We start from the raw sequence: 26,752 nt of genomic DNA on the forward strand, positions 1-26,752 counted from the left end.
AAAAAGCCGGCGCGAAGGCCGGCTTTTCCAATCATCTCTGTCTCGATATCAGAACTTGAGAGAAATGCCCACGTTGACCGCGTTGGTGAGGAGCTCGGTCTGCAGCGAAGCCCCATTGTCGATGTCCACGTCAATCCAGGAGTAGTTGCCTTTGTACTCGACGAAGGCCGCCCAGCGATCGGTAATGTCGAACTTGACGCCGGCCTGTGCCTGAAGCGTCGCGCCGCCGAACTGGTACTCGGACGTGGTTCCGCTCGGACGTGTCACTTCGATATGCGGAACGTTGATGCCGACGCCCGCGCCCACGTAAGGGGTGAAACGGCTGCCCTCGATCGGGAAGCGGTAGAGCGCATTGAGCGTCAGCAGGTTGATGCCATCCGTCATCTCGAAACGGCTCCAACCGGCCTCGGTCAGCGTATCGTCGTCTGCATAGACCTTGGCATGGGTAAAATCGAGCGACAGGCCAAGGTTCGACAGCCGGCCGCCGTCGAACCAGTAGGTGCCGCGAACACCCCAATAAGGCGGCGCCTCAAAGGAGTTTCCCTCCCACCCGGCGGTGAAGTCTGCCTGGTCGGAGACGTCTATGTCGCTGTGCGGCGCTGTCTGGTAGCCGCCGTAGACGGAGAACTCCCACCCGCCGGTGCTCGCAGGAGCGACCACCGCTTCAACCGGAGCCTCGATTGGCGCCAGGTCAGCGGCTTTTACGGAGGAGACGGTGGCAAGACCGAGAACGACAGCGGAAGACAGGAGCGATACGGAGGCGAGGGTGCGCATGAGGAGCCCAAATGGTTGTGTTTCGATTCGATTATTACTCGTCCACGCGCCCAAGGTCTGTGGCATATCTGCACCACCGCCAGGGAACTTGGCCATTACCTGATCTTTGCAAAGGGAAGGGGGGCAAGTCGCCCCTTTCGCCTCACCCGCCGAACAGCGTCCGGAGGATATCGATACCCCGGTCCTCGAAGGCGACGTCGCCATGCTTGTTTCCGGGTCCGATAACGATCACCTTCGTACCCACGGGGGCCCGTGAATAGAGGTGTTCCACGTCCTTGTTCATCATGCGGATGCAGCCGGAGGACAGGTTGAGCCCGATCGACCATGGCTGGTTGGTGCCGTGGATGCGGAAGATCGTGTCGCGGCCACCCTTGTAGAGGTACATTGCGCGCGCGCCGAGGGGATTGTCCGGGCCGCCCTTCTGGACGGCGGGCAGTATATGGCCACGAGCCGCCTCGCGACGGCGCATTTCCGCCGGGGGCGTCCATGACGGCCACTCTGCCTTGCGGCCGATCTTCACCACCCCTGACCAGCCGAAGCCTTCGCGACCGACGCCGATGCCATAGCGGGTCGCGCGGTTCTTGCCTTCCACGTAGTAGAGGAACTTGTTGTGGGTATCGACGATGATCGTGCCGGGTGCTTCGTTGGTGGAAAAGCGGACCATCCGGCGCTTGTATTTCTCGGGCACGGCGCGATCGCGCACCGAAGGTGCCACGTCGCTTGCCGTCGTCGCCGGCCGGGCTCCAGAACTTTGAGCCGGAGCCTCGCTCGCCATCATCGCCGCCATCATGCTGGCGACGATCATCAGTGTCCTGGTTTTCATCTTACCCCTCTTGCCGCTCTGCGGTGGATGGGGAGCAAGATGTCCCGGCACATGACAAACGGCAAGCAGAGGGAAGCGAATCACGACGTCCCTCGGACGAGAAACCGGCCGCGCCGTGGCGGAGCGGCCACAATCCATCACATTACGATAACCTTCGTCCCCACCTTAACCCGCTCGTAGAGATCGACCACGTCCTCGTTTCGCATGCGGATGCAGCCCGAGGAAACGGCGCTGCCGATGGTCCACGGGGCATTGGTCCCGTGAATTCGGTAGAGCGTCGAGCCGAGATACATGGCTCGCGCACCAAGCGGATTTGCGGGACCGCCGTCCATACTGGCCGGCAGGAAATGCCCTTTCGCAGCCTCGCGGGCGATCATCTCTTTCGGTGGAACCCAGCGCGGCCACTCCGCCTTCCGGGTGACCTTGTGGGTCCCGGCCCATTCGAAGCCTGGCTTGCCGACGCCGACGCCGTAGCGGCGAGCCTTCCCGTTGCCGGTGACGAGGTAGAGGAAGCGGTTGTTGGTGTCGATGACGATCGTGCCAGGAGCATGCTTCGTTTCATAAGCGACCGTCTGCGGCAGGAACTGCGGCTCGATCTGACTGCGGACGACCTTGTTCGGCCGCATGCTGGCCGGCTGCACCATGCCTTGGCGGGTCGTCTGCGGGCGACGCTGGACTTCCCGTTGTGTTCTGGGCTGGAAAAGACCACGTGGCTTTTCCGGACGCGTCGGATAGACCACCGGACGTACGTTCCCGCCCCCGAGCTGCAGGATCCACGGTGCCGCGAGATCGGGACTGACGATCACCGGCGGTCGCTCGCGATAGCGATCATTCGCCTGCGCCATCGTCGCAAAGGCGGGAATAAGGCCGAGGGCCAGCAGAAGCATCTTGTTCATCGTCGGATCCACTCGTTACACATGCACCGATAGGGCGGTCACCGCCCGCTTCGCAGTTCACGCTGCCAATGGAGAACGAGGGAAGTGTAAACGGGTGGCGATTCAAATACGGCTGTGGGCATAAACCTTTCGGCAGGGTTACCGGCTGGTTTGGGGACATGGTTGACCAGGACTGAATCCAGCGCGCGGCGCATTAACAGAGGGCGACAATGGAAAAGACGGGGATCATCATCGGCGAAGACGGCCGTTCGCGGTGCTTCTGGCATGGAGGGCTCGACGACTATCGCCGCTACCATGACGAGGAGTGGGGGCGGCCGGTGACCGATGACTTCCGGTTGTTCGAAAAGATCTGCCTCGAAGGTTTCCAGTCGGGGTTGTCGTGGCTGACGATCCTGCGCAAGCGGGAGAACTTCCGGGCCGCCTTCGCTGGCTTCGATTTCGAGAAGGTGGCGTCGTTCGGCCAGGACGACGTGGAGCGGTTGGTGGCCGATGCAGGGATCATCCGCCACCGCGGCAAGATCGTCTCGACCATCAACAACGCTCGCCGCGCGGTGGAACTGCGAGGCGAGTTCGGCTCGCTCGCGAAATTCTTCTGGGGCTTCGAGCCGTCACCGGCCGACCGTCCGGCCGTGATGGACCTTGCAACGCTGCGGGCGAACCCCACCACCGCAACTTCGATCCGGCTCTCCAAGGACCTGAAGAGACGCGGCTGGACCTTTGTCGGCCCGACCACCGTCTACGCCTTCATGCAGGCCATGGGGCTGGTCAATGACCATCTCACCGGCTGCTTCTGCCAGGCCGAGGTCGATCGGCTGCGGGCCGAGTTCATTCGCCCGTGATCTCCGCCAGGACATCCCGCAACTCCCCCAGATGCTCGATCTGCCGGAAGCGTGGGGCGTCCGTCGGCGGCTCGACATGCTCCACCACCCAGGTCAGTTCGTGCGGCACGAAGACGCCGTAACTGCCGGCGGCGATTGCCGGTACGATGTCGGACTTCAGCGAATTTCCCACCATCATCGCGCGGTCTGGTCCATCGGCGACCTTTGAGAAGATCCGCCGGTAGGTGGTGGCGCTCTTGTCGCTGACGATCTCGATCGCGTCGAAGAGCTCGCCAAGGCCCGATTGCGCCAGCTTGCGCTCCTGGTCGAACAGGTCTCCTTTCGTGATCAGCACGAGCAGGTACTCGCCGTTGAGTGCGCGAAGCGTCTCCTCCACATGCGGCATTGTCTCGACAGGGTGGCGCAGGAGGTCACGGCCGATATCAAGGATTTCCGCGATCGTCTTCGCAGGCACGCGACCATCCGTGATCTCGATCGCCGTCTCGATCATCGAGAGTGTGAAGCCCTTGATGCCGAAGCCGTAATGCTCGAGGTTCCGCTTCTCCGCCTCCAGCAGCCGCTCGGAAACATGACTTCCCTCGGCGTAATCGCCAAGCAGAGTGGCAAAATGCTCCTCTGTCAGGCGGTAGAACTGCTCGTTTTGCCAGAGCGTGTCGTCGGCATCGAAGCCGATGGCCGTGATGGGGCGCATGATCAATCCTCCAGCGTCCCATATGGACCGGAGAGGAGAGCCGGGCAAGGATTCTGCCCGGCTCCGAATGTTACTGTCCGCGTTCTTCCAGCCACTTGCGCATGTCGGCGATCTCCGCCTCCTGCGCCTTGATCACCTCTTCAGCGAGCTTGCGCATTTCCGGATCCTTGCCGTGTTCGAGCTGGATCTTCGCCATGTCGATTGCGCCCTGGTGATGCGGGATCATACTACGCACGAAGTCGATATCGGCGTCGCCTGTATAGTCGATCGCCATATCCTCGTGCATCTTCAGGTTGGCGTCCTCGAACGCCTTGGCCACTGGATCGTCGGACGCAGCCGCAGTGGTGTCGGCGTGGCCGTGGCCTTGCATGTCCTGCGCCATGGCAGGCGTCATGAGAAGGAGCGCGAGCCCGGACGTGGTGATGAGGTGTCTTGCAGACATAATTCTTCCTTTTCGTATCTCTGGTTTGGATTTGAGCGGAATTCACATCACGAACTTCGGTGGGCGCTCCAGAGGTGACGGTTCGGAAGAGGAAATGACCCTGGCCTTGTCTCCCACGCGATAAAAGAGGCGTCCGCTATAGCCGACCTCAAATGGACGAGGCGGCAGGATGACCGGGCAGATGATGCAGAAGGTCATAGGACAGGGGGCTTCATGCGTCTCGTCGGCGAAACGGTTCACCTGCCGTTCACTCGAGGCGCTGGCGGAACGACCCTGATGGAGATGATAACCCGTTGGTCGCTCCGAAAGCGCTGGGGCGGGCACCCGCGCATCGGCACGCGCGGCGGCAGGCGAGACGCCGCCGGCGAATATCCAGAAGACGAGGAGCAGCAGCGCCGATAGATGCTTCATGCGAAACTGCTTACTCCTGAATTGCGGCATGGCAATCGTCCTATCGCAAGACCCGCTTGGCGATGACCTGATGGACAATCTGATAGTCTCTGCCTTGCTCCCCGAACGGCACGACGGGCCATGGCCAATGCTCGTCGGCATTCGGCGCGGATACCCCGTGCATGAGGTCTGCCGACTTCAGCGTCTCGCCGGAGCGGCCGACGATCCTGTAGGCGAGATCCGTCAGGAGAATCGTCGTGCAGGGCAGGGCCGTCAGATCGCGCAGATGTGCCTCGAGGAGTTGCGGTACGACATCCGCCGGTGACATATCCTTGTCTTGTTCAAGGCGGCGCTCGGCACCCACGCCGATCTGCGACAGCAGGTTGGCCGAGATCACCAGGTCCAGGTAGGGGACTTGCCGAAGGAAGGCGAGCGGCTCCGGGCGCTCCCCGGCCAGCGCATCGCTGAATCCCGAGAGATCCCGATGGATGAGCCGCACATTGTCCAGACGCTTGGCTTTGAGCCACAGGCGCACGCTCGCCAGATGCACCAGATCAACCAGTACGACCGTGTCGAAGGTGCGGGCGAGGGCTTCCACGGGCACGTCCCGCAGAAGCCCCGAACCAAGCACCACCGCCGTCCGTCGCTGGCGCATCCGACCGATCGTGTCGGCAACGAACCGCCGGCAGTTTCCCTCATGCGCCGCCCATTCGTCCTTGCAGCGCGTGGCGCGCGACCAGAGGCTGACCGAGGAGCCAAGGAAAGGGCGAAATTCGCTTGGCGTGCCCGGAGTGGTCGCGACGTATTGAAGAGCCTCGGCAATCATCAGGTCGCGTTAGCAAAATGTGGCAGGCTCCGCCAGCCGGCCGCCCTTGCCGCTCTCTTCTCCATCCTCTAAGAAACCGCTCACGAAATCCGGCCCTTCCGGGCCGCCGGCAATGGACATCCGATCATGAGCGAGAAGCAGAAGAAACCCCAGAAGCTGAAGGCCCGCCTGCCGCGCGGCTTCGTCGATCGCTCGGCTGCCGATATCCATGCCACCAACGAGATGATCGCCAAGATCCGCGAGGTCTACGAGCGCTACGGCTTCGATCCGGTCGAGACGCCGCTCTTCGAGTACACGGACGCCTTGGGAAAGTTCCTGCCGGATGCCGATCGCCCCAACGAAGGCGTCTTCTCGCTGCAGGACGATGACGACCAGTGGATGAGCCTGCGTTACGACCTGACGGCGCCGCTCGCCCGCCATGTCGCCGAAAACTTCAACGAGATCCAACTGCCCTTCCGCACCTATCGCGCCGGCTATGTCTTCCGCAACGAGAAGCCCGGCCCCGGCCGCTTCCGCCAGTTCATGCAGTTTGATGCCGATACGGTCGGCGCAGCCGGCGTCCAGGCCGATGCCGAAATGTGCATGATGATGGCCGACACGATGGAAGCCCTCGGCATCCAGCGCGGCGACTATGTGATCCGGGTGAACAACCGCAAGGTGCTCGACGGAGTCATGGAGGCAATCGGGCTTGGCGGCGAGGAGAATGCCGGGCGCCGGTTGAGCGTCCTGCGCGCGATCGACAAGCTCGACAAATTTGGGCCGGAGGGTGTCCGCCTGTTGCTTGGCGAGGGTCGCAGGGATGAGAGCGGCGACTTCACTAAAGGTGCTGGTCTGGACGAGGAGCAGATCAAGATCGTTGAGGAGAAGATCGTGTTCTTCTCGACTGGTGCTCGGTTCACACGTGCCAAGTCGGGTGGACTGGTTGACAATGTTGTACTGGATCAGCGGCAGCTAGATGATCCAGAGGCTCTTTGGCTGGATAACCTCGATCTGGCGGAAATGGTAGGTCAAAGAGGAGCCGACAACGACACTGGCCGGGCTGCGGCTGCAGAGCTCCGTATCATGGCGGAGATTTTCAGCGCGGCAGGGTATGGAACGCATCGTATTACAATCGACCCCTCCGTCGTCCGCGGCCTGGAATACTACACCGGTCCGGTTTTCGAAGCTGAACTCCTCTTCGACGTCACCAACGAAAAGGGTGAAAAGGTCGTGTTCGGCTCCGTCGGCGGCGGCGGGCGCTATGACGGGCTCGTGTCGCGCTTCATGGGACAGCCGGTTCCCGCCACCGGCTTTTCCATCGGTGTCTCGCGCCTGATGACGGCGCTGAAGAACCTCGGCAAGCTGGGACAGGACGAAGTGCTTGGTCCAGTCCTCGTCACCGTCATGGACGGCGATGTCGACAGCATGGGCCGCTACCAGCGCTTCACGCAGGAGCTTCGCAATGCCGGTATTCGGGCCGAAATGTACCAGGGCAACTGGAAGAAGTTCGGCAACCAGCTGAAATATGCCGACCGCCGCGGCTCACCCATCGCCATCATACAGGGCGGCGACGAGCGGGCAGAGGGCGTCGTCCAGATCAAGGACCTGATCGAGGGCAAGCGCCTCTCTGGCGAGATCGAGGATAACGCCGCCTGGCGCGAGGCGCGGGTGGCGCAGGAGACGGTTCCGGAAGCCGACCTCGTTGCCAAGGTAAAGGAAATCCTGGCCGCCCAGGCGGAAGACCGGCGGCGGGCAGGCTGACCATGCCGCTGATCGACATGCCGGCTTTTGCCGGTGACCTGCTGGAGGAGTTCGAGACGCGCCAAACGGCGCGGGTCAACACGCCGGTGATCCAGCCGGCCGAGCCCTTTCTCGACATGGCCGGCGAGGACCTGCGCCGCCGCATCTTCCTGACCGAGAGCGAAACCGGCGCCAGCCTCTGCCTGCGTCCGGAATTCACCATTCCGGTCTGCCTGCGCCATATCGAGACCGCGACCGGCACGCCGAGGCGCTACTCCTATCTCGGCGAAGTCTTCCGCCAGCGCCGCGAAGGTTCGCACGAGTTCTACCAGGCCGGTATCGAAGATCTGGGCGAGAGCGACACGGCCGCCGCCGACGCCCGCGCGATCGGCGATGCGATGGGCATTCTCGGCCGGCTTATTCCCGGACGCACTCTTGCGCTGACGCTCGGCGACCAGGCGGTTTTCGAAGCTGTTGTGAAGGCGCTTGGCCTGCCGCTCGGCTGGCAGAAGCGGCTGATCCATGCCTTCGGCGACATGGCACACCTCGAGGCGCTTCTGGACAGGCTCGCGCGGCCGCAGCCGGTCACCGGTCTCGATCCGCAGATAGCGACCCTTCTCGCTTCGGGCGAAGAGGATGAACTCGTGGCGCGGATCGACCGCACCATGCAGGAGACGGGTTACTCCACCAATGCCAGCCGTTCGCCCATCGAGATCGCGCGGCGCCTGAAGGACAAGCGGGCGCTTGCCGAGACGAGGCTCGACGGTGGCGCCTTGCTTCTCCTGCGGGAATTTCTGACGCTCAGACTGCCGCTCGCCGATGCGTCCTCGGCGCTCGCGGGCTTTGCCGATGCAGCTGGGCTGGACCTAGACCCGGCGCTTGCCCGGTTCGACGCGCGGCTGGCCGCACTGACCGAAAGCGGGCTTGATCTCTCCGGCATGACCTATCGCGCCGCCTTCGGCCGTCCTTTGGACTATTATACCGGCCTCGTTTTCGAGGTGACCGAGACAGGGTCATCGGCCGTGCTTGCGGGTGGCGGCCGCTTTGACCGGCTGCTGACGTTACTGGGGGCGACGGATCGCATTCCGGCGGTAGGCTTCGCTCTCTGGCTCGACCGGATCGAGCAGGCGAGGGACCAGGGATGACGATCACCATCGCACTGCCCTCCAAGGGGCGCATCAAGGACGACACAGCCGCTGTTTTCGATCGCGCCGGCCTCGCCATATCCGCCGTCGGCAATGACCGCTCCTATCGCGGTCGGATCGATGGCATGGAAGGCGTCGAGGTCGCCTATCTCTCGGCGTCGGAGATTGCGCGGGAACTGGCGGCCGGCGCGGTCGATTTCGGTGTCACCGGCGAGGATCTCGTGCGCGAGGGTATGGCCGAGGTCGATGCCAACGTGGAATTCTGTGCTCGTCTCGGCTTCGGCCAGGCGGATGTCGTCGTCGCAGTGCCGGAGATCTGGCTGGATGTGGAGACGATGGAAGATCTGGGGGACGTCGCCGCCGATTTTCGCACCCGCCACGGCCGGCGTCTTGCGATCGCCACGAAATACTGGCGGCTCACGCAGCAGTTCTTTTCGCGCCAGCATGGCATCCAGCTCTACCGGATCGTCGAGAGCCTAGGGGCTACCGAGGGTGCGCCGGCAGCAGGCCAGGCGGATATCATCGTCGACATCACCTCCACCGGCTCCACGCTCAAGGCAAACCACCTGAAGGTGCTTAGCGATGGCGTGATCCTGAAGAGCGAAGCCTGCCTTGTTCGTGCACGCAAGCCTGAGCACGACCGGGACCCTCGGATCGGCCGGATCATCCAGGCAGTGCAAGGCGCGGTTATCTAAACGGATGGCCGAGGACGACAACATCATCGGCCTCTACGAGCGGCACGCGCAGGCTTTCGACCAGTTGCGCGGCAAGAACCTCTTCGAGAAGCCCTGGCTGGATCGCTTCGCCGCGCTTCTTCCGCCGAGCGGTACGATTCTGGATCTCGGCTGCGGCTCCGGAGAGCCGATCGCGGGCCATTTCATTGCCCGCGGCTTTCGTCTGACCGGTGTCGACAGTTCCCCGTCGCTGATCGAGCTGGCAAGACAGCGGTTTCCCGATCAGCAGTGGATCGTCCGCGACATGCGCAGGCTGCCGCCCGGGCGGACCTTCAACGGCGTCATCGCCTGGCACAGCTTCTTCCATCTCAGCCCCGCGGACCAGCACGCCATGTTCCCGGTCTTCGCTTACCTCGCGGCACCCGGGGCAGCGCTGCTGTTCACGGCCGGCCATTTCGAGGGCGTGGCGATGGGGGAGTTCGGCGGCGAGCCGCTCTATCACGCGAGCCTGTCGCGGCAGGAGTATGGGGACCTGCTGGCGGTAAACGGTTTTAAACTCGTGGCGCAGATGGACCAGGATCTCGCCTGCGGTGGCGCCACCGTCTGGCTGGCGCAGCGCGTCATCTGACATACACGAAAAACCGCCGGTCCGTGTGGGATCCGGCGGGTTTGCCTTGGGCAGGGAATGTCGAAGGCTAGGCGGCGATTGCGACTGTACCGCGGCGGCGGGCGTCGAGCGAATAGGCGCCGGCTCCAACAGCGGCAAGCGCCAGGAAGCCGCCGGCGATCGTCAGGTTTTTCATCATCATCAGGCCGTTAAACATGGTCAGCAGGCCATTGGCCGCTTCCGGGAAGTCAGGCACGTTGATGGCGCCGGAGTGGAAGACGAGGCCCGTGAAGGCGGAGAAGAGCGCAAGCAGGATCGCCGAGATGCGAGTCTGGAAGCCGACCAGCACGAAGAGGCCGACGATCAGTTCGAACAGGCCTGCGAGATAGGCGAGCGCGGTCGCGGCCGGGAAACCGGCCCCAGCGATCATACCTGCGGTGCCTGCAGGATCGAGGAGCTTCGGATAGCCGGACAGGATGAACATTGCCGAAAGCAGGACGCGGGCGGCAAGCAGCAGAAGGTTGTTGGTCGAGGTGTTGGGCATGGGGGTTCTCCAGAAATAGATATTGATGTTCAGTGGCATCGAATTCTGGAGCGGAATATGCCCGCCTTTTGCATCGTCAGAAAGATGAACAATCGGAGACAGATCGTCGTCGAAAATTGAACGGTAGAGGGAACTGGGCTTCTTTCACCCCAACAGAAAAGGGCGGTCCGAAGACCGCCCTTCCTGATTTGAACCGGATGGCTCAGATGTAGGACCAGAAGGTCTTACATCATGTCCATTCCGCCCATTCCGCCCATGCCGCCAGGCATGCCTGCCGGGGCATCCTTCTTCGGCAGTTCGGCGATCATGGCTTCCGTCGTGACGAGGAGGCCGGCAACCGAGGCTGCGTCCTGGAGGGCGGTGCGAACGACCTTGACCGGGTCGACGATACCCATGGCGATCATGTCGCCATACTCGCCGGTCTGAGCGTTGTAGCCGTAGTTGTCGGTGTTGCCTTCGAGGATCTTGCCGACGACGATCGAAGCTTCGTCACCAGCGTTCTCTGCGATCTGGCGGGCCGGAGCCTGCAGCGCGCGGCGAACGATGTTGATGCCGGCTTCCTGGTCGGCGTTCTCGCCCTTGACCGAGAGCTGGTGGGAAGCACGCAGCAGAGCGACGCCGCCGCCCGGTACGATGCCTTCCTGAACGGCAGCGCGGGTCGCGTTGAGCGCGTCGTCGATGCGGTCCTTCTTTTCCTTCACTTCGACTTCCGTCGAGCCGCCAACGCGGATCACGGCAACGCCGCCAGCGAGCTTTGCAAGGCGTTCCTGCAGCTTCTCGCGGTCGTAGTCCGAAGTCGTCTCTTCGATCTGCGCCTTGATCTGGGCAACACGGCCTTCGATGTCGGTCTTCTGGCCGGCACCGTCGACGATCGTGGTGTTTTCCTTGGAGATGGAGACCTTCTTCGAACGGCCGAGCATGTCGAGGGTAACATTCTCCAGCTTGATGCCGAGGTCTTCGGAGATGACTGTGCCGCCCGTCAGGATGGCGATGTCTTCGAGCATGGCCTTGCGGCGGTCGCCGAAGCCCGGAGCCTTGACGGCAGCGATCTTGAGGCCACCGCGCAGCTTGTTGACGACGAGCGTTGCGAGAGCTTCGCCTTCGACGTCTTCAGCGATGATGAGGAGCGGCTTGCCCGACTGAACCACGGCTTCCAGGACCGGCAGCATGGCCTGCAGGTTGGAGAGCTTCTTCTCGTGCAGCAGGATGTAGGGATCGTCGAGATCCGCAACCATCTTTTCCGGGTTGGTCACGAAGTAAGGCGACAGGTAGCCGCGGTCGAACTGCATGCCTTCGACGACTTCGAGTTCGGTTTCAGCGGTCTTGGCTTCTTCAACCGTGATGACGCCTTCATTGCCGACCTTTTGCATTGCTTCAGCAATGTCGAGGCCGATCTGGCGCTCGCCGTTGGCGGAGATGGTGCCAACCTGTGCGACTTCTTCCGACGTGTTGATCTTCTTGGCCTTGGCCTGGAGATCGGCGACAACGGCCTTGACGGCGAGGTCGATGCCGCGCTTCAGGTCCATCGGGTTCATGCCGGCTGCAACAGCCTTGTTGCCTTCGCGGACGATGGCCTGGGCGAGAACCGTTGCAGTCGTGGTGCCGTCACCGGCGATGTCGTTGGTCTTCGAAGCGACTTCGCGGACCATCTGGGCGCCCATGTTCTCGAACTTGTCTTCCAGTTCGATTTCCTTGGCGACGGAGACGCCGTCCTTCGTGATGCGCGGTGCGCCGAAGGACTTGTCGATGACGACGTTACGACCCTTCGGGCCGAGGGTGACCTTGACGGCATCGGCGAGGATGTCGACGCCGCGCAGCATCTTTTCGCGCGCGGTGCGGCCGAACTTTACTTCTTTAGCTGCCATTTTGAGAACTCCTGAAAAGGGGTGTCAGCGTGATTTCGGGATGGGCGAGAGGCTGTAAGATCAGCCGATGACGCCCATGATGTCGGATTCCTTCATGATGAGGAGATCGACGCCATCGAGCTTGACTTCAGTGCCGGACCACTTGCCGAACAGGACGCGGTCGCCGACCTTGACGTCGAGAGCGACCTGCTTGCCGCTTTCGTCGCGGGCGCCCGGGCCAACGGCGATGACTTCACCTTCGGCAGGCTTTTCCTTGGCGGTGTCCGGGATGATGATGCCACCCTTGGTCTTTTCTTCAGACTCGACGCGACGAACGACGACGCGGTCGTGCAGGGGGCGGAAATTGGTGCTTGCCATTGTCTAATCCCTCGATCAAATGACATGGACAGGTCTGCGGACCCGTATCTGGTTGCTAGCACTCACTAGAGGAGAGTGCTAGCTGGCGTCGAGATAAGCTCGGCTTGAATGAGAGTCAAGAACGAGCTGGATCGAAATTTCCAGCAATCTCGTTCGATGTTGCCATGTCCCTGGAAGGCAGGAAAAGCCTTGCCATCCTGCACCAGCTTTGCAATGTCAGCGCCGGTTCAGATATCGGTTCGGGAAAAGACATGGCCAAGCGCATCAGCAGTCTCACAGAGATTACCGGCAGTTACGACGTGGTTCTGTCGGATGTCTGGGGCGTGGTCCACAATGGCGTCGATGCCTTCCCGGATGCCTGCAAGGCGCTGGCCGACGCACGTGTGGCAGGGACGACCGTCGTTCTGATCACCAATTCCCCGCGGCCTTCGCCCGGCGTGATCTCCCAGCTTCGGCTGCTAGGCGTTCCCGACAGTTCCTATGACGGCATCGTCACCTCGGGTGACGTGACGCGCCACCTGATCGCTGAAGGCCCGCGGAAGGTTTTCCTGCTGGGCCCGGAACGCGACATGCCGCTATTCGACGGCCTGGATGTCGAGGTGGTCGGCGCGGATGAGGCAGACGCCATCGTCTGCACCGGTTTCTTCGATGACGAGAAGGAGGTGCCGGAAGATTATCACGACATGCTCGTCGCCTTCCAGAAGCGCGATGTTCCCTTCATCTGCGCCAATCCGGATCTGGTGGTCGAACGCGGACACCGCATCATTCCCTGTGCTGGGGCCGTTGCCGCCTATTACGAGGATCTCGGCGGCAAGAGCCGCATTGCCGGCAAGCCGCACACCCCGATCTACGAGGAGGCGCTTGCTTTCGCCCGCCAGGCGCGCGGCGAGGTTGCCAGAGAGCGGGTCCTTGCGATCGGCGACGGCATGCCGACGGATGTCCGCGGCGCCATCAGCCAGGGCCTTGACCTCCTCTACGTCAGCGCCGGCATCCACGTGACCGAATATACGGTGAACGGGCAGATCGACGAGGCGGTGATGAATGCCTGGCTGAAGCGCGAAGGGGCGGCGCCGAAATGGTGGATGCCGCGGCTCGCCTAGGAATACGCCGATGACAGTCTTCCACCGCAACGAGAAGAAGGAGCCGTTGCCGCCAGGCCTGAAGGGCGGTGTCGTGGCGATTGGCAATTTCGATGGGGTCCATCGCGGCCACCGCAGCGTCTTGGAGAAGGCATTGTCCCTGGCGCAGGAGAGAGGTGTTCCAGCCCTCGTCCTCACCTTCGAGCCCCACCCTCGCACCGTCTTTCAGCCGGACAGGCCGGTCTACCGGCTGACTCCGGCACCGCTAAAGGCGCGGCTTCTTGAAGCCATCGGCTTCCACTGTGTCATTGAATACCCCTTCGACCAGGAATTTTCGCAGAGATCGGCGGAGGACTTTGTCCAGTCGGTCCTGGTGGATTGGCTTGACGCTTCAGCCGTCGTCACGGGCTTCGACTTCCATTTCGGCAAGGGCAGGGAAGGTGGCCCGGCCTATCTGATGGCCGCGGGTGAGCGGCTCAGTTTCACCGTCAGCCTCGTGGATGCCTACCGCGACGAGAGTGCGGACGTCATCTCCTCGAGCCGTATCCGGAACCTTCTGGCAGGGGGTGAGGTGGTCGCAGCAGCCGGTCTTCTGGGTTACCGTTACACGGTCGAGGCGGAGATCATCGGCGGCGAGAAGCTTGGCCGCACCCTTGGCTATCCCACCGCCAATACGGCACTTCCGCCGGAAACGGAACTTAAGTCGGGTATCTATGCGGTCCGCTTGCGTACCGCCGATGGGAGGATGCACGATGGCGTCGCGAGCTATGGCCGCCGCCCGACGGTGACGGAGAATGGCGCACCGCTGCTTGAAACCTATCTCTTCGACTTCACCGGTGACCTCTACGGCCAGACCTGCTCCGTCTCCTTCTTCGGCCATCTGCGCGACGAGGTGAAATTCGACGGACTGGAGCCGCTGGTCGAGCAGATGAAACGCGACGAGGAGGAGGCGAGGGCGCTCCTCTCCGGCGTGCGGCCGCTGGGCGAACTAGATGCGAAGATCGCTTTCGGACGCCGTTCGTTGTGATCCTGACGCGTAGGCAGGAGGTGGCGGGGCAAGTTTGACCTTCCGGCCTTTCTGGGAGCCTAGTCCGTAGTCCTAACAATACAGCACGAAAGTCGACCATGATGGCCAATCCGCCGCGCCGCCCGCAGAATCCGATGGATGCCGCCGAGGCACTATTCAGGAAGCGGTGAGCAAGCCCGCCGCGCCGGCGGTGGAAAGACGCGCCTTGCCGGAGGCGAAGGAACTCGTCACGATCAAGCTGGACAGCGCAGTGATCGAGCATTTCCAGAAGGACGGGCTGGGGTGGCAGGACCGGGTCAACGAGGTTCTTCGTGCCGCCGTCGCGATAGACACCGGCGAATAGACGCGGCTTCTCCACGTTGCGCTAGGCCTCTTTCTTTTGAGGCCAAAAACCCCTAAGGAACGCGGCACCATGACATATCCTTCGGTGGCCCGGATCATTCGAATTATCGGCCCGGCCTTTCCGGCAGCTTGAAAAGCAGCGGAAAGGTCCGGGTTTCTTGGCGCTGGGATATCTCCTTGCGCGCTGGCCGCCACTCCATGACACAATTCCGCGCGACCACGCCGGTCGCCTCTTCCGATGGCTGATCCATGACCGATACCGCAGACAAGCTCGACTATTCCAAGACCCTCTACCTGCCCGTGACCGAGTTCCCGATGCGCGCCGGACTGCCGCAGAAGGAACCGGAACTGGTTAAGCGCTGGCAGCAGATGGATCTCTACAAGAAGCTCCGCGCCTCCGCCGCCGGTCGGGAGAAGTTCGTGCTGCATGACGGCCCGCCCTATGCCAACGGCAACATCCATATCGGCCACGCGCTGAACAAGATCCTGAAGGACGTCATCACCCGCTCCTTCCAGATGCGCGGCTATGATTCCAACTATGTCCCCGGCTGGGACTGCCACGGATTGCCGATCGAGTGGAAGATCGAGGAGAAGTACCGCGAGAAGGGCAAGAACAAGGACGAGGTTCCGGTCAACGAGTTCCGCCAGGAATGCCGCGAATTCGCGGCGCATTGGATCAAGGTGCAGTCGGAGGAGTTCAAGCGGCTCGGCATCGAGGGCGACTTCGACAATCCCTACACGACGATGAACTTCCACGCCGAGGCGCGGATCGCAGGCGAACTTCTGAAGATCGCCAAGTCGGGCCAGCTCTATCGGGGCTCGAAGCCGGTCATGTGGTCGGTCGTCGAGCGCACTGCCTTGGCCGAGGCCGAAGTGGAATACGCCGATGTCGAGAGCGACACGATCTGGGTGAAGTTCCCGGTTGTGCGGATGAGCGAGCCGGGCGTGGCGCTTGAGACCGGTGAGGCATACAGGCGGGCGGTCATCGCACAGAACGCCGATGATGGTGTCCTCGGCGACCTTCAGGGTTCCTTCGTCGTCATCTGGACGACCACGCCCTGGACGATCCCCGGCAACCGGGCGATCAGCTATTCCCCCAAGGTGTCCTACGGTCTGTATGAAGTCACGGCCGTAGAAAATGACTTCGGGCCGCTTCCCGGGGAAAAGCTCGTCTTCGCCGACAAACTGGCCGAGGAGTCCTTTGCCAAGGCGAAGCTGCAGTACCGAAAGCTCCGCGATGTCACGGCCGAAGAGCTCGCGTCCCTCGTGTGCGGGCACCCGCTGCGCCAGTTCGGTGGCGGCTATGAGTTCCCCGTCCCGCTTCTCGCCGGCGATCACGTCACCGATGACGCCGGCACCGGCTTCGTGCACACCGCACCCAGCCATGGCCGCGAGGACTTTGACGCCTGGACCGATAATGTCCGCGAGCTCGAAGCGCGCGGCATCGACACGAAGATCCCGTTCCCGGTAGACGATGCCGGCTTCTACACCGCCGATGCCCCCGGCTTCGGTCCGGACCGCGAGGGTGGTCCCGCCCGCGTCATGGACGACAACGGCAAGAAGGGTGATGCCAACAAGGCCGTCATCGAGGCGCTGATTGCCGCCAACAATCTGTTTGCCCGCGGTCGGCTGAAGCATTCCTACCCGCATTCCTGGCGCTCGAAGAAGCCGGTCATCTTCCGCAACACGCCGCAGTGGTTCGTCTACATGGACAAGGACTTCGGCGACGGCACGACGCTGCGCTCGCGCGCGCTGAAGGCGATCGACGATACGCGTTTCGTGCCGTCCGCCGGCCAGAACCGCCTTCGCGCCATGATCGAGCAGCGCCCCGACTGGGTGCTGTCGCGCCAGCGCGCCTGGGGCGTGCCGATCTGCGTCTTCGTCGACGAGAAGGGCGCGATCCTCCAGGACGAGGCCGTGAACGCACGCATCACGGAAGCTTTCGAGCAGGAGGGTGCCGACGCCTGGTTTGCCGAAGGGGCTCGCGAGCGCTTCCTGGGCTCCCGCGCCAACGAAGGCTGGACACAGGTCCGCGACATCCTCGATGTCTGGTTCGACTCCGGTTCGACCCATACCTTTACGCTGGAAGACCGGCCGGATCTGAAATGGCCGGCGGATGTCTATCTGGAAGGCTCCGACCAGCATCGCGGCTGGTTCCATTCTTCGCTCCTGGAATCGGCTGCCACCCGCGGTCGCGCGCCCTATGACGCCGTCATCACCCATGGCTTCACCATGGATGAGAAGGGCCAGAAGATGTCGAAGTCGCTCGGCAATGTCGTGGCGCCACAGGACGTCATGAAGGATGCCGGCGCCGACATCCTTCGCCTCTGGGTCATGACCACCGATTACTGGGAAGACCAGCGCCTCGGCAAGACGATCATCCAGACGAATGTCGATGCCTATCGCAAGCTTCGCAACACGATCCGCTGGATGCTCGGGACGCTCGCCCACGACGAAGGCGAAGAGATTGCCTATGCGGACCTGCCCGAACTCGAAAGGCTCATGCTGCATCGCCTGGCCGAGCTGGACCGGCTGGTGCGTGATGGCTATGACGCATTCGACTTCAAGAAGATCGCCCGCGCCCTGATCGACTTCGCGAATATCGAGCTGTCGGCCTTCTACTTCGACATCCGCAAGGACGCGCTCTACTGCGACGCGCCGTCGTCGCTGCGCCGGCGGTCCGCACTTGCCGTCATCCGCAAGATCTTCGACTGCATGGTGACCTGGCTCGCCCCCATGCTGCCGTTCACCACGGAAGAAGCCTGGCTGTCCCGCAATCCGCAAGCGGTCTCGGTGCATCTGGAGCAGTTCCCCGAGGTGCCGGCAGAATGGCGCAACGAAGCGCTCGCGGAAAAATGGTCGAAGGTCCGCCGCGTGCGTTCGGTCGTCACGGGCGCACTGGAGATCGAGCGCAAGGAAAAGCGGATCGGCTCGTCGCTGGAGGCGGCACCGGTCGTGCACGTGTCGGATACCGCCCTGATGAACGCGCTCGAGGGGCAGGATTTCGAAGAGATCTGTATCACTTCGGCCATCCGTGTGGTCGCCGGCGAAGGGCCGGAAGCAGCGTTCCGTCTTGCCGAGGTGCCGGGTGTCGCAGTCGAGACGAAGCTGGCGGAAGGGACGAAGTGCGCCCGTTCCTGGCGCGTCACGAAGGATATCGGGTCTGATCCCGACTACCCTGAAGTGTCGGCACGAGATGCCGCAGCCTTGCGTGAACTGGCGGCCCTTGGCCGCCTTGGCTGATCCGCTTTCGCTACCGGATGATTGCGCTTCGCCGCGTCATCCGGTACATCTGCCCGAAATTGGCCGGAATTCTCGGTCAGGCGGTACTGATGGGAAATCTGAAGGCGTCGAAGGACGGGCGCTGCTGGAAGGGTTTTGATGAAGACGTCGCATGGGTTTCGCGCCGCATTGAGCGCCACCGGGCTGATGGCCGGTATGCTGGCCCTATCGGGTTGCATGGGCAGTCCCACCTACGGGACCGGGACCAGTGCAATGGAGCAGCTGAGCAATGACCTGACCTCGGCGGTCTCTCTGGGCCCGCAGGAGAAGCGCGACGTGAAGTACAATCCGCGGCCGGGCCTGGTGGTCACGGCGCAGGACAAGTCCCTTCCGCCCCCGCAGGCCTCCCTCGCCAGCCGCGAGACCAATCCGGCGTGGGTGGAATCGCCCGAGGAGACCCGCCAGCGTCTCCGCCAGGAAGCGGCCGAGAACGAAGGTAATCCCGGCTACCGTTCGCCGCTTCTTGCCGGCAAGGGCAAGGCCGGCCAGATGACGGAATCGGAAAAGTGGGAAGCTTTCCGGCAGGCTAAACAGAATCTCAACAGTGCCGACGTGACACAGACACGGCGTTCGCTGACCGATCCGCCGGTGGAGTATCGCGCCGTCGACTCTGCAGCCCTTGGAGATCTGGGCGAGCCCGAGCTGAAGAAGGAGCGCCGCCGGAAGAAAGAGGCCGAGGCTGCCAAGCAGACCTCCAGCTGGTGGAAGCCCTTCCAGTAGCCAGGCATCCTGGAATTATGAAGCGGCAGGCCCGGTGGCCTGCCTTTTTCTGTTGAGCCCGCCCATGAATTACACGATCCGCGCTGCGACCGCCGACGATGTCGGGATCATTCTCCGCTTCATTACCGAGCTTGCGATCTACGAAAAGGCGGAAGAGGAGGTCGAGGCGACGGAAGCAAGCCTCGCTGCATCCATGTTCGGCCCGAACGCGGTGACGGAAGCGGCCATACTGGAGGCGGATGGCGCTCCCGCAGGCTTCGCCGTCTGGTTCTTCAATTACTCCACCTGGCAGGCGCGCAACGGCCTCTACCTCGAAGACCTCTATGTCTCGCCCCGGTATCGCGGTGCGGGGGCAGGCCGGCTGCTTCTGCGCCATCTTGCCAGGATCGCGGTGGAGCGAGGCTGTGGCCGTTTCGAATGGAGCGTCTTGGACTGGAATGAGCCGGCAATCCGCGTCTATGAGGCGATCGGTGCGAGACCGCAGAGCGAGTGGGTTCGGTACCGGCTGACCGGCGACAACCTGAAGGCCTTCGCTGCGAGCTGACCGTCCCGCCGGCTTATCGTTTTTCCTGGAAGAAGCGCTTCAGCAACTGCGCAGCCTGCCGTTCTGCGATGGCGGAATAGACCTCCGGCACATGATGGCAGGTTGGCTGCGCGTAAAACCTGCCGCCATGATCGACCCCGCCCCCCTTCGGGTCCTCGGCGCCGTAGTAGAGCCTGCGGATACGCGCAAAGGAAATCGCCGCCGCACACATCGCGCAGGGTTCGAGCGTCACGTAGAGGTCGGCACCCGTTAGCCGCTCCTGCCCGAGCAGCCGAGAGGCCGCTCGGATGACATTGATTTCGGCATGGGCGGTGACGTCGTTTTCGGCGCGAGTACGGTTCCCTGACCGCGCAAGGATCTTGCCATCCATGACCAGTACGGCGCCGACGGGGATCTCGCCCCGGCTGCCGGCTTGTTCCGCCTCCTGCAGCGCTTCTGTCATGAAACCGTCGTTCTTGGCCATTCTCGGCGATTTCCTCTTAACCCGGCACCCTTGAACTGGTAGGAAGCGAACAAACGGGCCCCGCCGCATTGTGCGGGCAGCCGGGACGCACCTCAACCCGCATGAATGTCCGGAAGCTTCCGTCGACTTCATCGCTTCAGGCAAACAACAAATGACACCCAAAGACAAGCCAAAGCGCGGCGGAGCAAAGTCCTTCGAACGCGCCACGAAACCCGGATCAGTGACGAAAGGCAAGCCCACCGGCAAGGCCGCCTTCTCCGCCAAGGCGGGACTGAAGCAGCGGCCGGTGAAGGAAGTCGGCAAGAGCGACAAGCCTGTGGCGAAGCAGCCGGCAAAAGCTGCGACGGCCCCTGTCGATGCCACTGGATCGAAGCCGGAGCGGATTTCCAAGATCCTTGCTCGTGCCGGTGTGGCGTCCCGCCGTGACGTCGAGCGCATGATCATGGAAGGCCGGGTGCGGCTGAACGGCACTGTCCTCGAGACGCCAGTGGTCAACGCTACCCTCGAGGATCGCATCGAGGTTGATGGTCAGCCGATCCGCGGCATCGAACGCACCAGGCTGTGGCTTTACCACAAGCCCGCCGGACTTGTGACGACCAACTCCGATCCGGAAGGACGCCCGACGGTCTTCGAGAACCTGCCGGAGGACCTGCCGCGGGTCATGTCGATCGGGCGCCTCGATATCAATACCGAGGGACTGCTGCTGCTGACCAATGACGGTGGCCTTTCGCGTGTGCTGGAACTGCCGACCACCGGATGGCTGCGCCGCTATCGCGTGCGCGCCCATGGTGAGGTAGACCAGGCTGCGCTCGACAAGCTGAAGGAAGGCATTGCCGTCGACGGCGTCCTCTACGGCGCGATCGATGCGACGCTCGACCGCCAGCAGGGCCATAACGTCTGGATTACCGTCGGATTGCGGGAAGGCAAGAACCGCGAGGTCAAGAACGTCCTCGGCGCGCTCGGCCTCGAGGTCAACCGGCTGATCCGCATCTCCTACGGGCCTTTTCAACTGGGCGATCTGCCGGAGGGGCAGGTTGTCGAAGTGCGTGGACGGATGCTGCGCGACCAGTTGGGGCCGCGCCTGATCGAGGAAGCGAAGGCCAACTTCGATGCGCCGATCTACAGCGATGTCGGTGGTGGCGAGGAGCCCGAACCTGTGCCGACTCGTGCCGCGAGCCGGGATGACAGGGAGCGTACCGGCGGATGGTCGCAGGATCGTTCGTCGAACCGGCAGGATTCCAGACGTGACGATCGCCGCGGGAAGCCGGTATCGCGCGGTGACAAGCGTGACGATCGTGACTTCGGCGAAAAGCCGAAGAAGCGCCCGCCCATGGGGACCTCGCGGACCGCGAATGTCTGGATGGCGCCCGGTGCACGTCCGACGACGGATGCCAAGGGGAAGAGGACTTCTGCACGGGCTGAGGCGGAAAAGCTGTTCGATAAGCCCAAGCTTCCGAGCGACCGGAGGGTCCTCGTGAACCGGGCGGAAGAGGACAGCGACTGGATCCGCGCTGAATCTCCTGCGCGGGATAGCAGGGATGGCGACTTTCCTCGCAAGCGACCTGCCGGCGATCGACCTGATCGGGGCGAGCGATCTCCGCGGACCGAGCGCCCGTTTGCGGATCGGCCGCGAGGGGAGGGCTCGTTCCGCGAGAAGCCCCGCGGCGACCGCAAGCCTCGCGAGGAGGGAGAGCGTGCCCGTGGTCGGGGATATTCCGATGACGCGCGGAGTGAGCGACCCCGCGGCGATCGTCCGTTTGGTGACCGGCCCCGCGGCCCACGCACCGAGCAAGACCGTTCCCGTGGCGACCGGCCACGCGGCAGCAAGCCGGCGGGAGATCGTTCGTTCGGAGGCAAACCCGGCAGCGGAAAGTCCTTCGGCGGCAAGCCATCCGGCGGAAAGCCCGGTGGAGGTCGCGGTAAACCCGGCGGCGGTGGCGGCAGGCCCGGCGGGGGTCCCGCAGGCGGCAAGCCTCGGACAAGAGGATAGCACAGATGCGCATCGTCGGGGGCGAATTTCGCGGCCGGACGCTGGCCGCGCCGAAATCCAACGACATCCGGCCGACGGTCGACCGGACCCGCGAAAGCCTGTTCAACATCATCGGCCACGTCTATCCGGAGGCCCTGAATCAGACCCGGGTCATCGATCTCTTCGCCGGGACAGGGGCAATCGGCCTCGAGGCGCTTTCCCGCGGCTGCAGACAGGCTCTGTTTGTCGAGAACAGCGTCGAAGGGAGAGGCCTGCTGTGGGAGAATATCGATCACCTCGCGCTCCACGGGCGCGCCCGTATCCTGAGGCGCGACGCCACGAAGCTCGGGCCGAACGGCACGATCGAGCCGTTTAATCTGCTTTTCGCCGATCCGCCCTATGGCAGGCGCCTCGGTGAAGCAGCCATGCTGGCGGCCTATTCCGGCGGATGGCTTGCTCCCGGGGCGCTGGCGATCCTTGAGGAGCGCGCCGATGTCGCGCCTTCCGTGGATCCCGTGTTCAGGCCGCTGGAACAGCGCCTGTTCGGCGACACCCGCATGCACTTCTTTCGCTACCAGCCAGGTTGAAGCTGCCAATGACCACCAAGCTTGCCCTTGCCGATGCCAAGGTTGAGAAATCACAGCGAGACCTGACCTTCGCGATCGCCTTCGGCGCCGGCGGCGCTCGCGGACTGGCGCATGCACATGTGATCGATGCTCTGGACGAGCTCGGGATACGACCTGTCGCTATCGCAGGTTCCTCGATGGGCGCCATTATGGGGGCGGGGATGGCCGCCGGCATGACGGGCAGCGAGATTCGCGCCTACACGCTGGAGACGGTCGGCAACCGAGGAGCGCTCGCCAACAGGCTCTTGAGTCTTGGTCCTTCCTCCATGCGCGGTACCGATGGCGGGTTTCGTTTTGGCCAGTTCAACATCGAGCATGTGCTGAAGGCGCTTCTGCCGCAGGCCATTCCGGCAGATTTCCAAGACCTCGGCATTCCCCTGAAGGTAATCGCCACCGATTACTACGGGCGTTCCGAAGTCGTGCTGGAAGAAGGTTCACTCGGACCGGCGCTCGCCGCGTCTGCCGCGATCCCCGGCATCTTCATGCCGGTGACGGTGAACGGCCGCATCATGGTTGATGGCGGAATCTTCAATCCCGTGCCTTACGACCACCTGATGGATCTGGCGGACGTCGTGATCGGGGTGGACGTGGTCGGGGCGCCGGAAGGGGACGGTTTATCACCGCCAAGCCGCATGGAGAGCATTTTTGGCGCCAATCAGTTGATGATGCAGTCGACGATCTCGTTCCAGTTGAAGCTGCAGCCGCCGCACGTTCTCCTGCGTCCGCCGGTCAACCACTTCCGGGTGATGGATTTCCTCAAGGCGAAGGACATATTCGACTACACTCTTCCGGTGAAGGAGGATCTGAAGCGCGCCGTCGATGCAATCCATCTGGCTGCCAGGGCCTAATCGGCAGCTTCCTGCGGCTTGTCCTGCGCCCTCATCGCGGCCTCCTCATTTGGGGAAGGGTGCTTGGGCTTTATCAGTGGCTCCGGCTTGACCGGGCGGTTGTGCAACATGTGTCTCCCGGCCGCGAGGCCCTCCGCGGCCTGAAGCAGCAGGCGTTCCTCGTCGCGCTTGCGGATATCGTCTTCAATGGCTTCGGCCTCCGCTGACCCCATCCCCAATGCCTCAAGCGTCTTACGTCCGAAGATGAGTCCGGAGCCCAGAGTTTCCCGAAGCTCGTATTCCACGCCCCGCTCGCGGAGCGAAAGCGTGTGGATCCGGTCATAGGAGCGGGCGAACAACCGGACATTGGGGAACTCCGACCGGATAAGATCGACGATCTTGTCGGTGATCTCGCGCTTCTGGGTCAGCACCGCGACGATCTTTGCCTTCTCGATGCCTGAAGCAAGAAGCACGTCCTTGCGGGTGCCGTCGCCGAAATAGATGCGGAAACCGAACGACGCCGCCTGCCGGATGCGGTCGGCGGAATCGTCGATCACCGTGACGTCCCGGCCTCCCGCCAGCAGGATCTGCGCCGTGATCTGCCCGAAGCGGGAAAAGCCGATCATCAGGACGTCGGCGCCGGCACCCTGGAAATCCTCTTCGATTTCCTCACGTTCCACGGTCAGGAGTTTTCGGGACAACGCGGCGCCGAGGGGCGTCAGAGCCATGGACAAGGTCACGATTGCAATCAGCAGCGACGCTGTGGCCGACGATAGCAGGCCCGCAGCCATTGCGGTCGTGAACAGCACGAACCCAAATTCACCGCCTTGGGGCAGAAGAAAGGCAATCCGCATCGCATCATTGTGCGGCGATCCCATGAGGCGGCAGAGCCCGTAGATAATGCCGCCCTTGACGATCATGAACACCGGGACCGCAAGCACGATAAAGCCGATCTGGCTCCACAGCACATGGATATCGAGGGAAAGCCCGACGGCCATGAAGAACAGCGCCAGCAGAAGCCCTCGGAAGGGCTCTATGTCAGCTTCAAGCTCGTGCCTGTAGGAGGATTCGGCAAGCATCAGGCCGGCAAGAAAAGCGCCCATTGCCATCGACAGCCCCACGGCCTGCATCGCAGCCGCCGAACCCAGCACGATCAGCAAGGCCGTCGCGATCATCACTTCGCGCGCTCCCGTTCGGGTAATGACCTGGAACAGCGGCGTGAGGAGGTAGCGACCGGCGATGATCATGACTCCGACCGCAGCAACCGCGACTACCAGCCCGGTTAAGGCGGATGGGCCGGTTTCGTCCACGCCTTTCCCCAGGATGCTGACCAGCGCCAGCAGCGGCACGATGGCAAGATCTTGAAAGAGAAGGAGTGAGAAGGCCCGTTGCCCGTACTTGCTGTTCAGGTCACCGTTATCGTTCAGGATCTGGACCGCGAAGGCCGTCGACGACAGAGAAAGGCCGAAACCGATCACAAGGGCTCCCTGCCAGTCGGCCAGCCCGGCCGCTATCGCAAGCCCCGTGAGCGCCAGGCCGGCGATGATAACCTGCGCGGGACCGAGCCCAAATACGTCGGAGCGCATCTGCCAGAGCCGAGAGGGTTTGAGCTCAAGGCCGATCACGAACAGCAGGAAGACGATGCCGAACTCGGCGAAATGCAGCACCTCCTCCGCATCGGTGACTTCATGCATGACCGGTCCGATCACGACGCCTGCGGCTAGGTATCCAAGGATTGTACCAAGCCCAAGCAATCGGAAGATAGGGGCCGCGATCACCGCTCCGGCCAGTAGCACCAGCGTCTGGGTGAAGATTGTGCCACTGCCGCTCATGCAACGCTCGCCTTGATGGACTGCCGGATCGGAAGAATCACCTTCTACGTCTTGATGCCTTCCTTGCCGCACAATAAATGGTGCCGCAACGAAAGGTACACAATGACCTCCGCAATCGACTCCCAGGACCTTCTCTCCCGCGCCAGCCAACTCGTCGATCTTGCCAGGGCGGCCGGTGCCGATCAGGCGGATGCCGTGGTTGTCCGCTCCCGCTCCCGCTCGGTCAGCGTCAGGCTTGGCAAGGTGGAGGGCACGGAGTCCTCCGAGAGCGACGATTTTTCGCTTAGGGTCTTCGTCGGCAACCGGGTCGCCAGCGTCTCCGCCAATCCGGGTTTCGACGTCAAGGTACTGGCAGAGCGTGCCGTCGCCATGGCTCGTGTATCGCCCGAAGATCCCTATGCCTGCCTTGCCGACGAAGCAGACCTGGCAAGAAGCTATCCCGATCTGCAACTGCTTGACGCGACGGACGTGCCGACTGAGGCATTGCGCGAGGCTGCGTTGGAGGCAGAGCAGGCGGCACTTGAAGTTTCTGGTGTCACCAACTCCTCTGGTGCAGGCGCCTCCGCAGGCATGGGCGGCCTTGTCCTTGCTACGTCTCATGGCTTCTCCGGCAGCTACATGGCCAGCCGGTTCGGGCGCTCGGTGAGCGTCATTGCCGGTGAAGGCACCAAGATGGAGCGCGACTACGATTTCGACAGCCGGCTCTATTTTGCTGATCTCGACGACCCCCGCGTGATCGGCCGCCGGGCAGGCGAGCGCGCGGTCAAGCGGGTCAATCCGCGCCAGGTGGAAACCGGCAGCAATGTCACCGTCGTGTTTGATCCGCGCATCGCCCGCGGTTTCGTCGGCCATATCGCCGGCGCGATTAATGGCGCGGCTGTGGCGCGCAAGACGAGCTTCCTGCGTGATCGCATGGGCCAGCAGGTGCTGAAAACCGGCCTGAACATTACCGACGACCCACTGGTGGTGCGCGGCTCCTCCTCGCGTCCGTTTGACGGCGAAGGGGTGTCCGGCAAGCGGCTGGTGATGATCGAGGACGGCGTGCTCAAGCACTGGTTCCTGTCGACATCGACGGGCCGCGAGCTTGGATTGCCCACGAACGGACGCGGCGTGCGTGGCGGGACATCCGTGACGCCCGCCTCCACGAACCTTGCACTGGAGCCCGGCGAAGTCTCGCCGGAGGAACTGATCCGCAGCGTCGGCAACGGCTTCTATGTGACTGAGCTGATCGGTCAGGGCGTCAACATGATCACGGGCGAGTACAGCCGGGGCGCAAGCGGGTTCTGGATCGAAAACGGGGCACTCGCCTATCCGGTCTCGGAGGTCACCATCGCCTCCAACCTGAAGGACATGTTCATGCGCCTCACGCCTGCCAACGACATCGACCGCAAGTTCGGAATCGCCTCGCCCACCATCGCCATCGAGGGCATGACACTGGCGGGACGTTGA

At 63.0% G+C, this 26,752-nt stretch carries 26 protein-coding genes and 1 pseudogene; 15 read left to right on the forward strand and 12 right to left on the reverse strand.

What is annotated here, in order from left to right; all coding sequences use genetic code 11:
- Nucleotides 1-48: 48 nt before the first annotated feature.
- The 3 genes from FN060_RS21750 to FN060_RS21760 form a co-directional block, all read right to left on the reverse strand.
- A complete protein-coding gene (locus FN060_RS21750) occupies nucleotides 49-774 on the reverse strand; it encodes an outer membrane protein (RefSeq protein WP_142590011.1) in 726 nt (241 codons plus the stop codon).
- Between the two features lie 142 nt (nucleotides 775-916).
- Entirely contained in the window at nucleotides 917-1,564 is a 648-nt protein-coding gene (locus FN060_RS21755) for a L,D-transpeptidase (protein ID WP_425312207.1), read from the reverse strand.
- Between the two features lie 170 nt (nucleotides 1,565-1,734).
- Entirely contained in the window at nucleotides 1,735-2,493 is a 759-nt protein-coding gene (locus FN060_RS21760) for a L,D-transpeptidase (RefSeq protein ID WP_142590012.1), read from the reverse strand.
- Nucleotides 2,494-2,702: 209 nt separating this feature from the next.
- Between FN060_RS21760 and FN060_RS21765 the strand changes: the two genes are divergently transcribed.
- Nucleotides 2,703-3,332 (forward strand): DNA-3-methyladenine glycosylase I, encoded by a 630-nt coding sequence (locus tag FN060_RS21765; protein WP_142590013.1) that lies wholly within the window; start codon nucleotides 2,703-2,705, stop codon nucleotides 3,330-3,332.
- On the opposite strand, the gene FN060_RS21770 is transcribed toward FN060_RS21765, so the two are convergent.
- The 4 genes from FN060_RS21770 to FN060_RS21785 form a co-directional block, all read right to left on the reverse strand.
- A complete protein-coding gene (locus tag FN060_RS21770) occupies nucleotides 3,319-4,029 on the reverse strand; it encodes an HAD family hydrolase (protein ID WP_142590014.1) in 711 nt (236 codons plus the stop codon). The genes FN060_RS21765 and FN060_RS21770 overlap by 14 nt on opposite strands.
- 64 nt (nucleotides 4,030-4,093) lie before the next feature.
- Nucleotides 4,094-4,465, reverse strand: coding sequence for a CopM family metallochaperone (gene copM, locus FN060_RS21775; protein WP_142590015.1), 372 nt, complete (start codon nucleotides 4,463-4,465; stop codon nucleotides 4,094-4,096).
- Between the two features lie 42 nt (nucleotides 4,466-4,507).
- Nucleotides 4,508-4,876, reverse strand: coding sequence for a hypothetical protein (locus tag FN060_RS21780; protein ID WP_142590016.1), 369 nt, complete (start codon nucleotides 4,874-4,876; stop codon nucleotides 4,508-4,510).
- Nucleotides 4,877-4,916: 40 nt separating this feature from the next.
- A complete protein-coding gene (locus FN060_RS21785) occupies nucleotides 4,917-5,681 on the reverse strand; it encodes a hypothetical protein (protein WP_142590017.1) in 765 nt (254 codons plus the stop codon).
- Nucleotides 5,682-5,807: 126 nt separating this feature from the next.
- On the opposite strand from FN060_RS21785, the gene hisS reads away from it, so the two are divergent.
- From hisS to FN060_RS21805, 4 genes are read left to right on the forward strand one after another with little or no spacing between them, the layout of a single operon-like run.
- On the forward strand, nucleotides 5,808-7,421 hold the full coding sequence (hisS, locus tag FN060_RS21790) for a histidine--tRNA ligase (protein WP_142590018.1): 1,614 nt from the start codon (nucleotides 5,808-5,810) through the stop codon (nucleotides 7,419-7,421).
- A gap of 2 nt (nucleotides 7,422-7,423) precedes the next feature.
- Nucleotides 7,424-8,545: an ATP phosphoribosyltransferase regulatory subunit gene (locus tag FN060_RS21795; RefSeq protein WP_142590019.1), complete on the forward strand. Its 1,122-nt coding sequence runs from the start codon at nucleotides 7,424-7,426 to the stop codon at nucleotides 8,543-8,545.
- The gene (gene hisG / locus FN060_RS21800) at nucleotides 8,542-9,240 is read left to right on the forward strand and encodes an ATP phosphoribosyltransferase (protein ID WP_142590020.1); all 699 of its coding nucleotides are present in this window, start codon (nucleotides 8,542-8,544) and stop codon (nucleotides 9,238-9,240) included. The genes FN060_RS21795 and hisG overlap by 4 nt, the downstream gene beginning before the upstream one ends.
- 4 nt (nucleotides 9,241-9,244) lie before the next feature.
- The gene (locus tag FN060_RS21805) at nucleotides 9,245-9,847 is read left to right on the forward strand and encodes a class I SAM-dependent DNA methyltransferase (protein ID WP_142590021.1); all 603 of its coding nucleotides are present in this window, start codon (nucleotides 9,245-9,247) and stop codon (nucleotides 9,845-9,847) included.
- A gap of 67 nt (nucleotides 9,848-9,914) precedes the next feature.
- Here the strand turns inward: FN060_RS21805 and FN060_RS21810 are convergent, their stop codons facing one another.
- The 3 genes from FN060_RS21810 to groES all read right to left on the reverse strand — a co-directional run bounded on the left by FN060_RS21810 (nucleotide 9,915) and on the right by groES (nucleotide 12,592).
- Nucleotides 9,915-10,370 carry a DoxX family protein gene (locus FN060_RS21810; RefSeq protein ID WP_077548182.1) on the reverse strand — a complete coding sequence of 152 codons (456 nt, stop codon included), beginning with the start codon at nucleotides 10,368-10,370 and terminating at the stop codon, nucleotides 9,915-9,917.
- 224 nt (nucleotides 10,371-10,594) lie between these two features.
- On the reverse strand, nucleotides 10,595-12,235 hold the full coding sequence (gene groL / locus FN060_RS21815; RefSeq protein ID WP_052637125.1) for a chaperonin GroEL: 1,641 nt from the start codon (nucleotides 12,233-12,235) through the stop codon (nucleotides 10,595-10,597).
- 60 nt (nucleotides 12,236-12,295) lie between these two features.
- Entirely contained in the window at nucleotides 12,296-12,592 is a 297-nt protein-coding gene (gene groES, locus FN060_RS21820; RefSeq protein WP_077548181.1) for a co-chaperone GroES, read from the reverse strand.
- Nucleotides 12,593-12,843: 251 nt separating this feature from the next.
- On the opposite strand from groES, the gene FN060_RS21825 reads away from it, so the two are divergent.
- From FN060_RS21825 to FN060_RS21850, 6 genes and pseudogenes are all read left to right on the forward strand, one after another.
- The gene (locus tag FN060_RS21825) at nucleotides 12,844-13,692 is read left to right on the forward strand and encodes a TIGR01459 family HAD-type hydrolase (RefSeq protein ID WP_142590022.1); all 849 of its coding nucleotides are present in this window, start codon (nucleotides 12,844-12,846) and stop codon (nucleotides 13,690-13,692) included.
- 10 nt (nucleotides 13,693-13,702) lie between these two features.
- On the forward strand, nucleotides 13,703-14,698 hold the full coding sequence (locus FN060_RS21830; RefSeq protein WP_142590023.1) for a bifunctional riboflavin kinase/FAD synthetase: 996 nt from the start codon (nucleotides 13,703-13,705) through the stop codon (nucleotides 14,696-14,698).
- A gap of 101 nt (nucleotides 14,699-14,799) precedes the next feature.
- Nucleotides 14,800-15,041: pseudogene (locus FN060_RS21835) on the forward strand (BrnA antitoxin family protein).
- Between the two features lie 248 nt (nucleotides 15,042-15,289).
- Nucleotides 15,290-18,283 (forward strand): isoleucine--tRNA ligase, encoded by a 2,994-nt coding sequence (gene ileS, locus FN060_RS21840; RefSeq protein ID WP_142590024.1) that lies wholly within the window; start codon nucleotides 15,290-15,292, stop codon nucleotides 18,281-18,283.
- Between the two features lie 138 nt (nucleotides 18,284-18,421).
- The gene (locus FN060_RS21845; protein WP_142590025.1) at nucleotides 18,422-19,042 is read left to right on the forward strand and encodes a hypothetical protein; all 621 of its coding nucleotides are present in this window, start codon (nucleotides 18,422-18,424) and stop codon (nucleotides 19,040-19,042) included.
- Between the two features lie 64 nt (nucleotides 19,043-19,106).
- A complete protein-coding gene (locus FN060_RS21850) occupies nucleotides 19,107-19,586 on the forward strand; it encodes a GNAT family N-acetyltransferase (RefSeq protein ID WP_142590026.1) in 480 nt (159 codons plus the stop codon).
- A 13-nt stretch (nucleotides 19,587-19,599) separates the two neighbouring features.
- On the opposite strand, the gene FN060_RS21855 is transcribed toward FN060_RS21850, so the two are convergent.
- On the reverse strand, nucleotides 19,600-20,049 hold the full coding sequence (locus FN060_RS21855; RefSeq protein WP_142590027.1) for a nucleoside deaminase: 450 nt from the start codon (nucleotides 20,047-20,049) through the stop codon (nucleotides 19,600-19,602).
- Between the two features lie 151 nt (nucleotides 20,050-20,200).
- Between FN060_RS21855 and FN060_RS21860 the strand changes: the two genes are divergently transcribed.
- Genes FN060_RS21860 through FN060_RS21870 form a run of 3 tightly spaced genes read left to right on the forward strand, consistent with a single transcriptional unit; the run spans nucleotide 20,201 to nucleotide 23,492 of the window.
- Nucleotides 20,201-22,039 carry a pseudouridine synthase gene (locus FN060_RS21860; RefSeq protein ID WP_142590028.1) on the forward strand — a complete coding sequence of 613 codons (1,839 nt, stop codon included), beginning with the start codon at nucleotides 20,201-20,203 and terminating at the stop codon, nucleotides 22,037-22,039.
- Between the two features lie 5 nt (nucleotides 22,040-22,044).
- Nucleotides 22,045-22,605 (forward strand): 16S rRNA (guanine(966)-N(2))-methyltransferase RsmD, encoded by a 561-nt coding sequence (rsmD, locus tag FN060_RS21865; RefSeq protein WP_077548174.1) that lies wholly within the window; start codon nucleotides 22,045-22,047, stop codon nucleotides 22,603-22,605.
- Nucleotides 22,606-22,613: 8 nt separating this feature from the next.
- Nucleotides 22,614-23,492 (forward strand): patatin-like phospholipase family protein, encoded by an 879-nt coding sequence (locus FN060_RS21870; protein WP_077548173.1) that lies wholly within the window; start codon nucleotides 22,614-22,616, stop codon nucleotides 23,490-23,492.
- Here FN060_RS21870 and FN060_RS21875 read toward each other — a convergent pair.
- On the reverse strand, nucleotides 23,489-25,303 hold the full coding sequence (locus FN060_RS21875; RefSeq protein WP_077548172.1) for a monovalent cation:proton antiporter-2 (CPA2) family protein: 1,815 nt from the start codon (nucleotides 25,301-25,303) through the stop codon (nucleotides 23,489-23,491). The genes FN060_RS21870 and FN060_RS21875 overlap by 4 nt on opposite strands.
- Before the next feature lie 102 nt (nucleotides 25,304-25,405).
- On the opposite strand from FN060_RS21875, the gene FN060_RS21880 reads away from it, so the two are divergent.
- Nucleotides 25,406-26,752 (forward strand): TldD/PmbA family protein, encoded by a 1,347-nt coding sequence (locus FN060_RS21880; protein ID WP_142590029.1) that lies wholly within the window; start codon nucleotides 25,406-25,408, stop codon nucleotides 26,750-26,752.

Origin of the sequence: Pseudorhizobium halotolerans (genome assembly GCF_902153235.2) — a bacterium.
GTDB lineage: Bacteria > Pseudomonadota > Alphaproteobacteria > Rhizobiales > Rhizobiaceae > Neorhizobium > Neorhizobium flavum.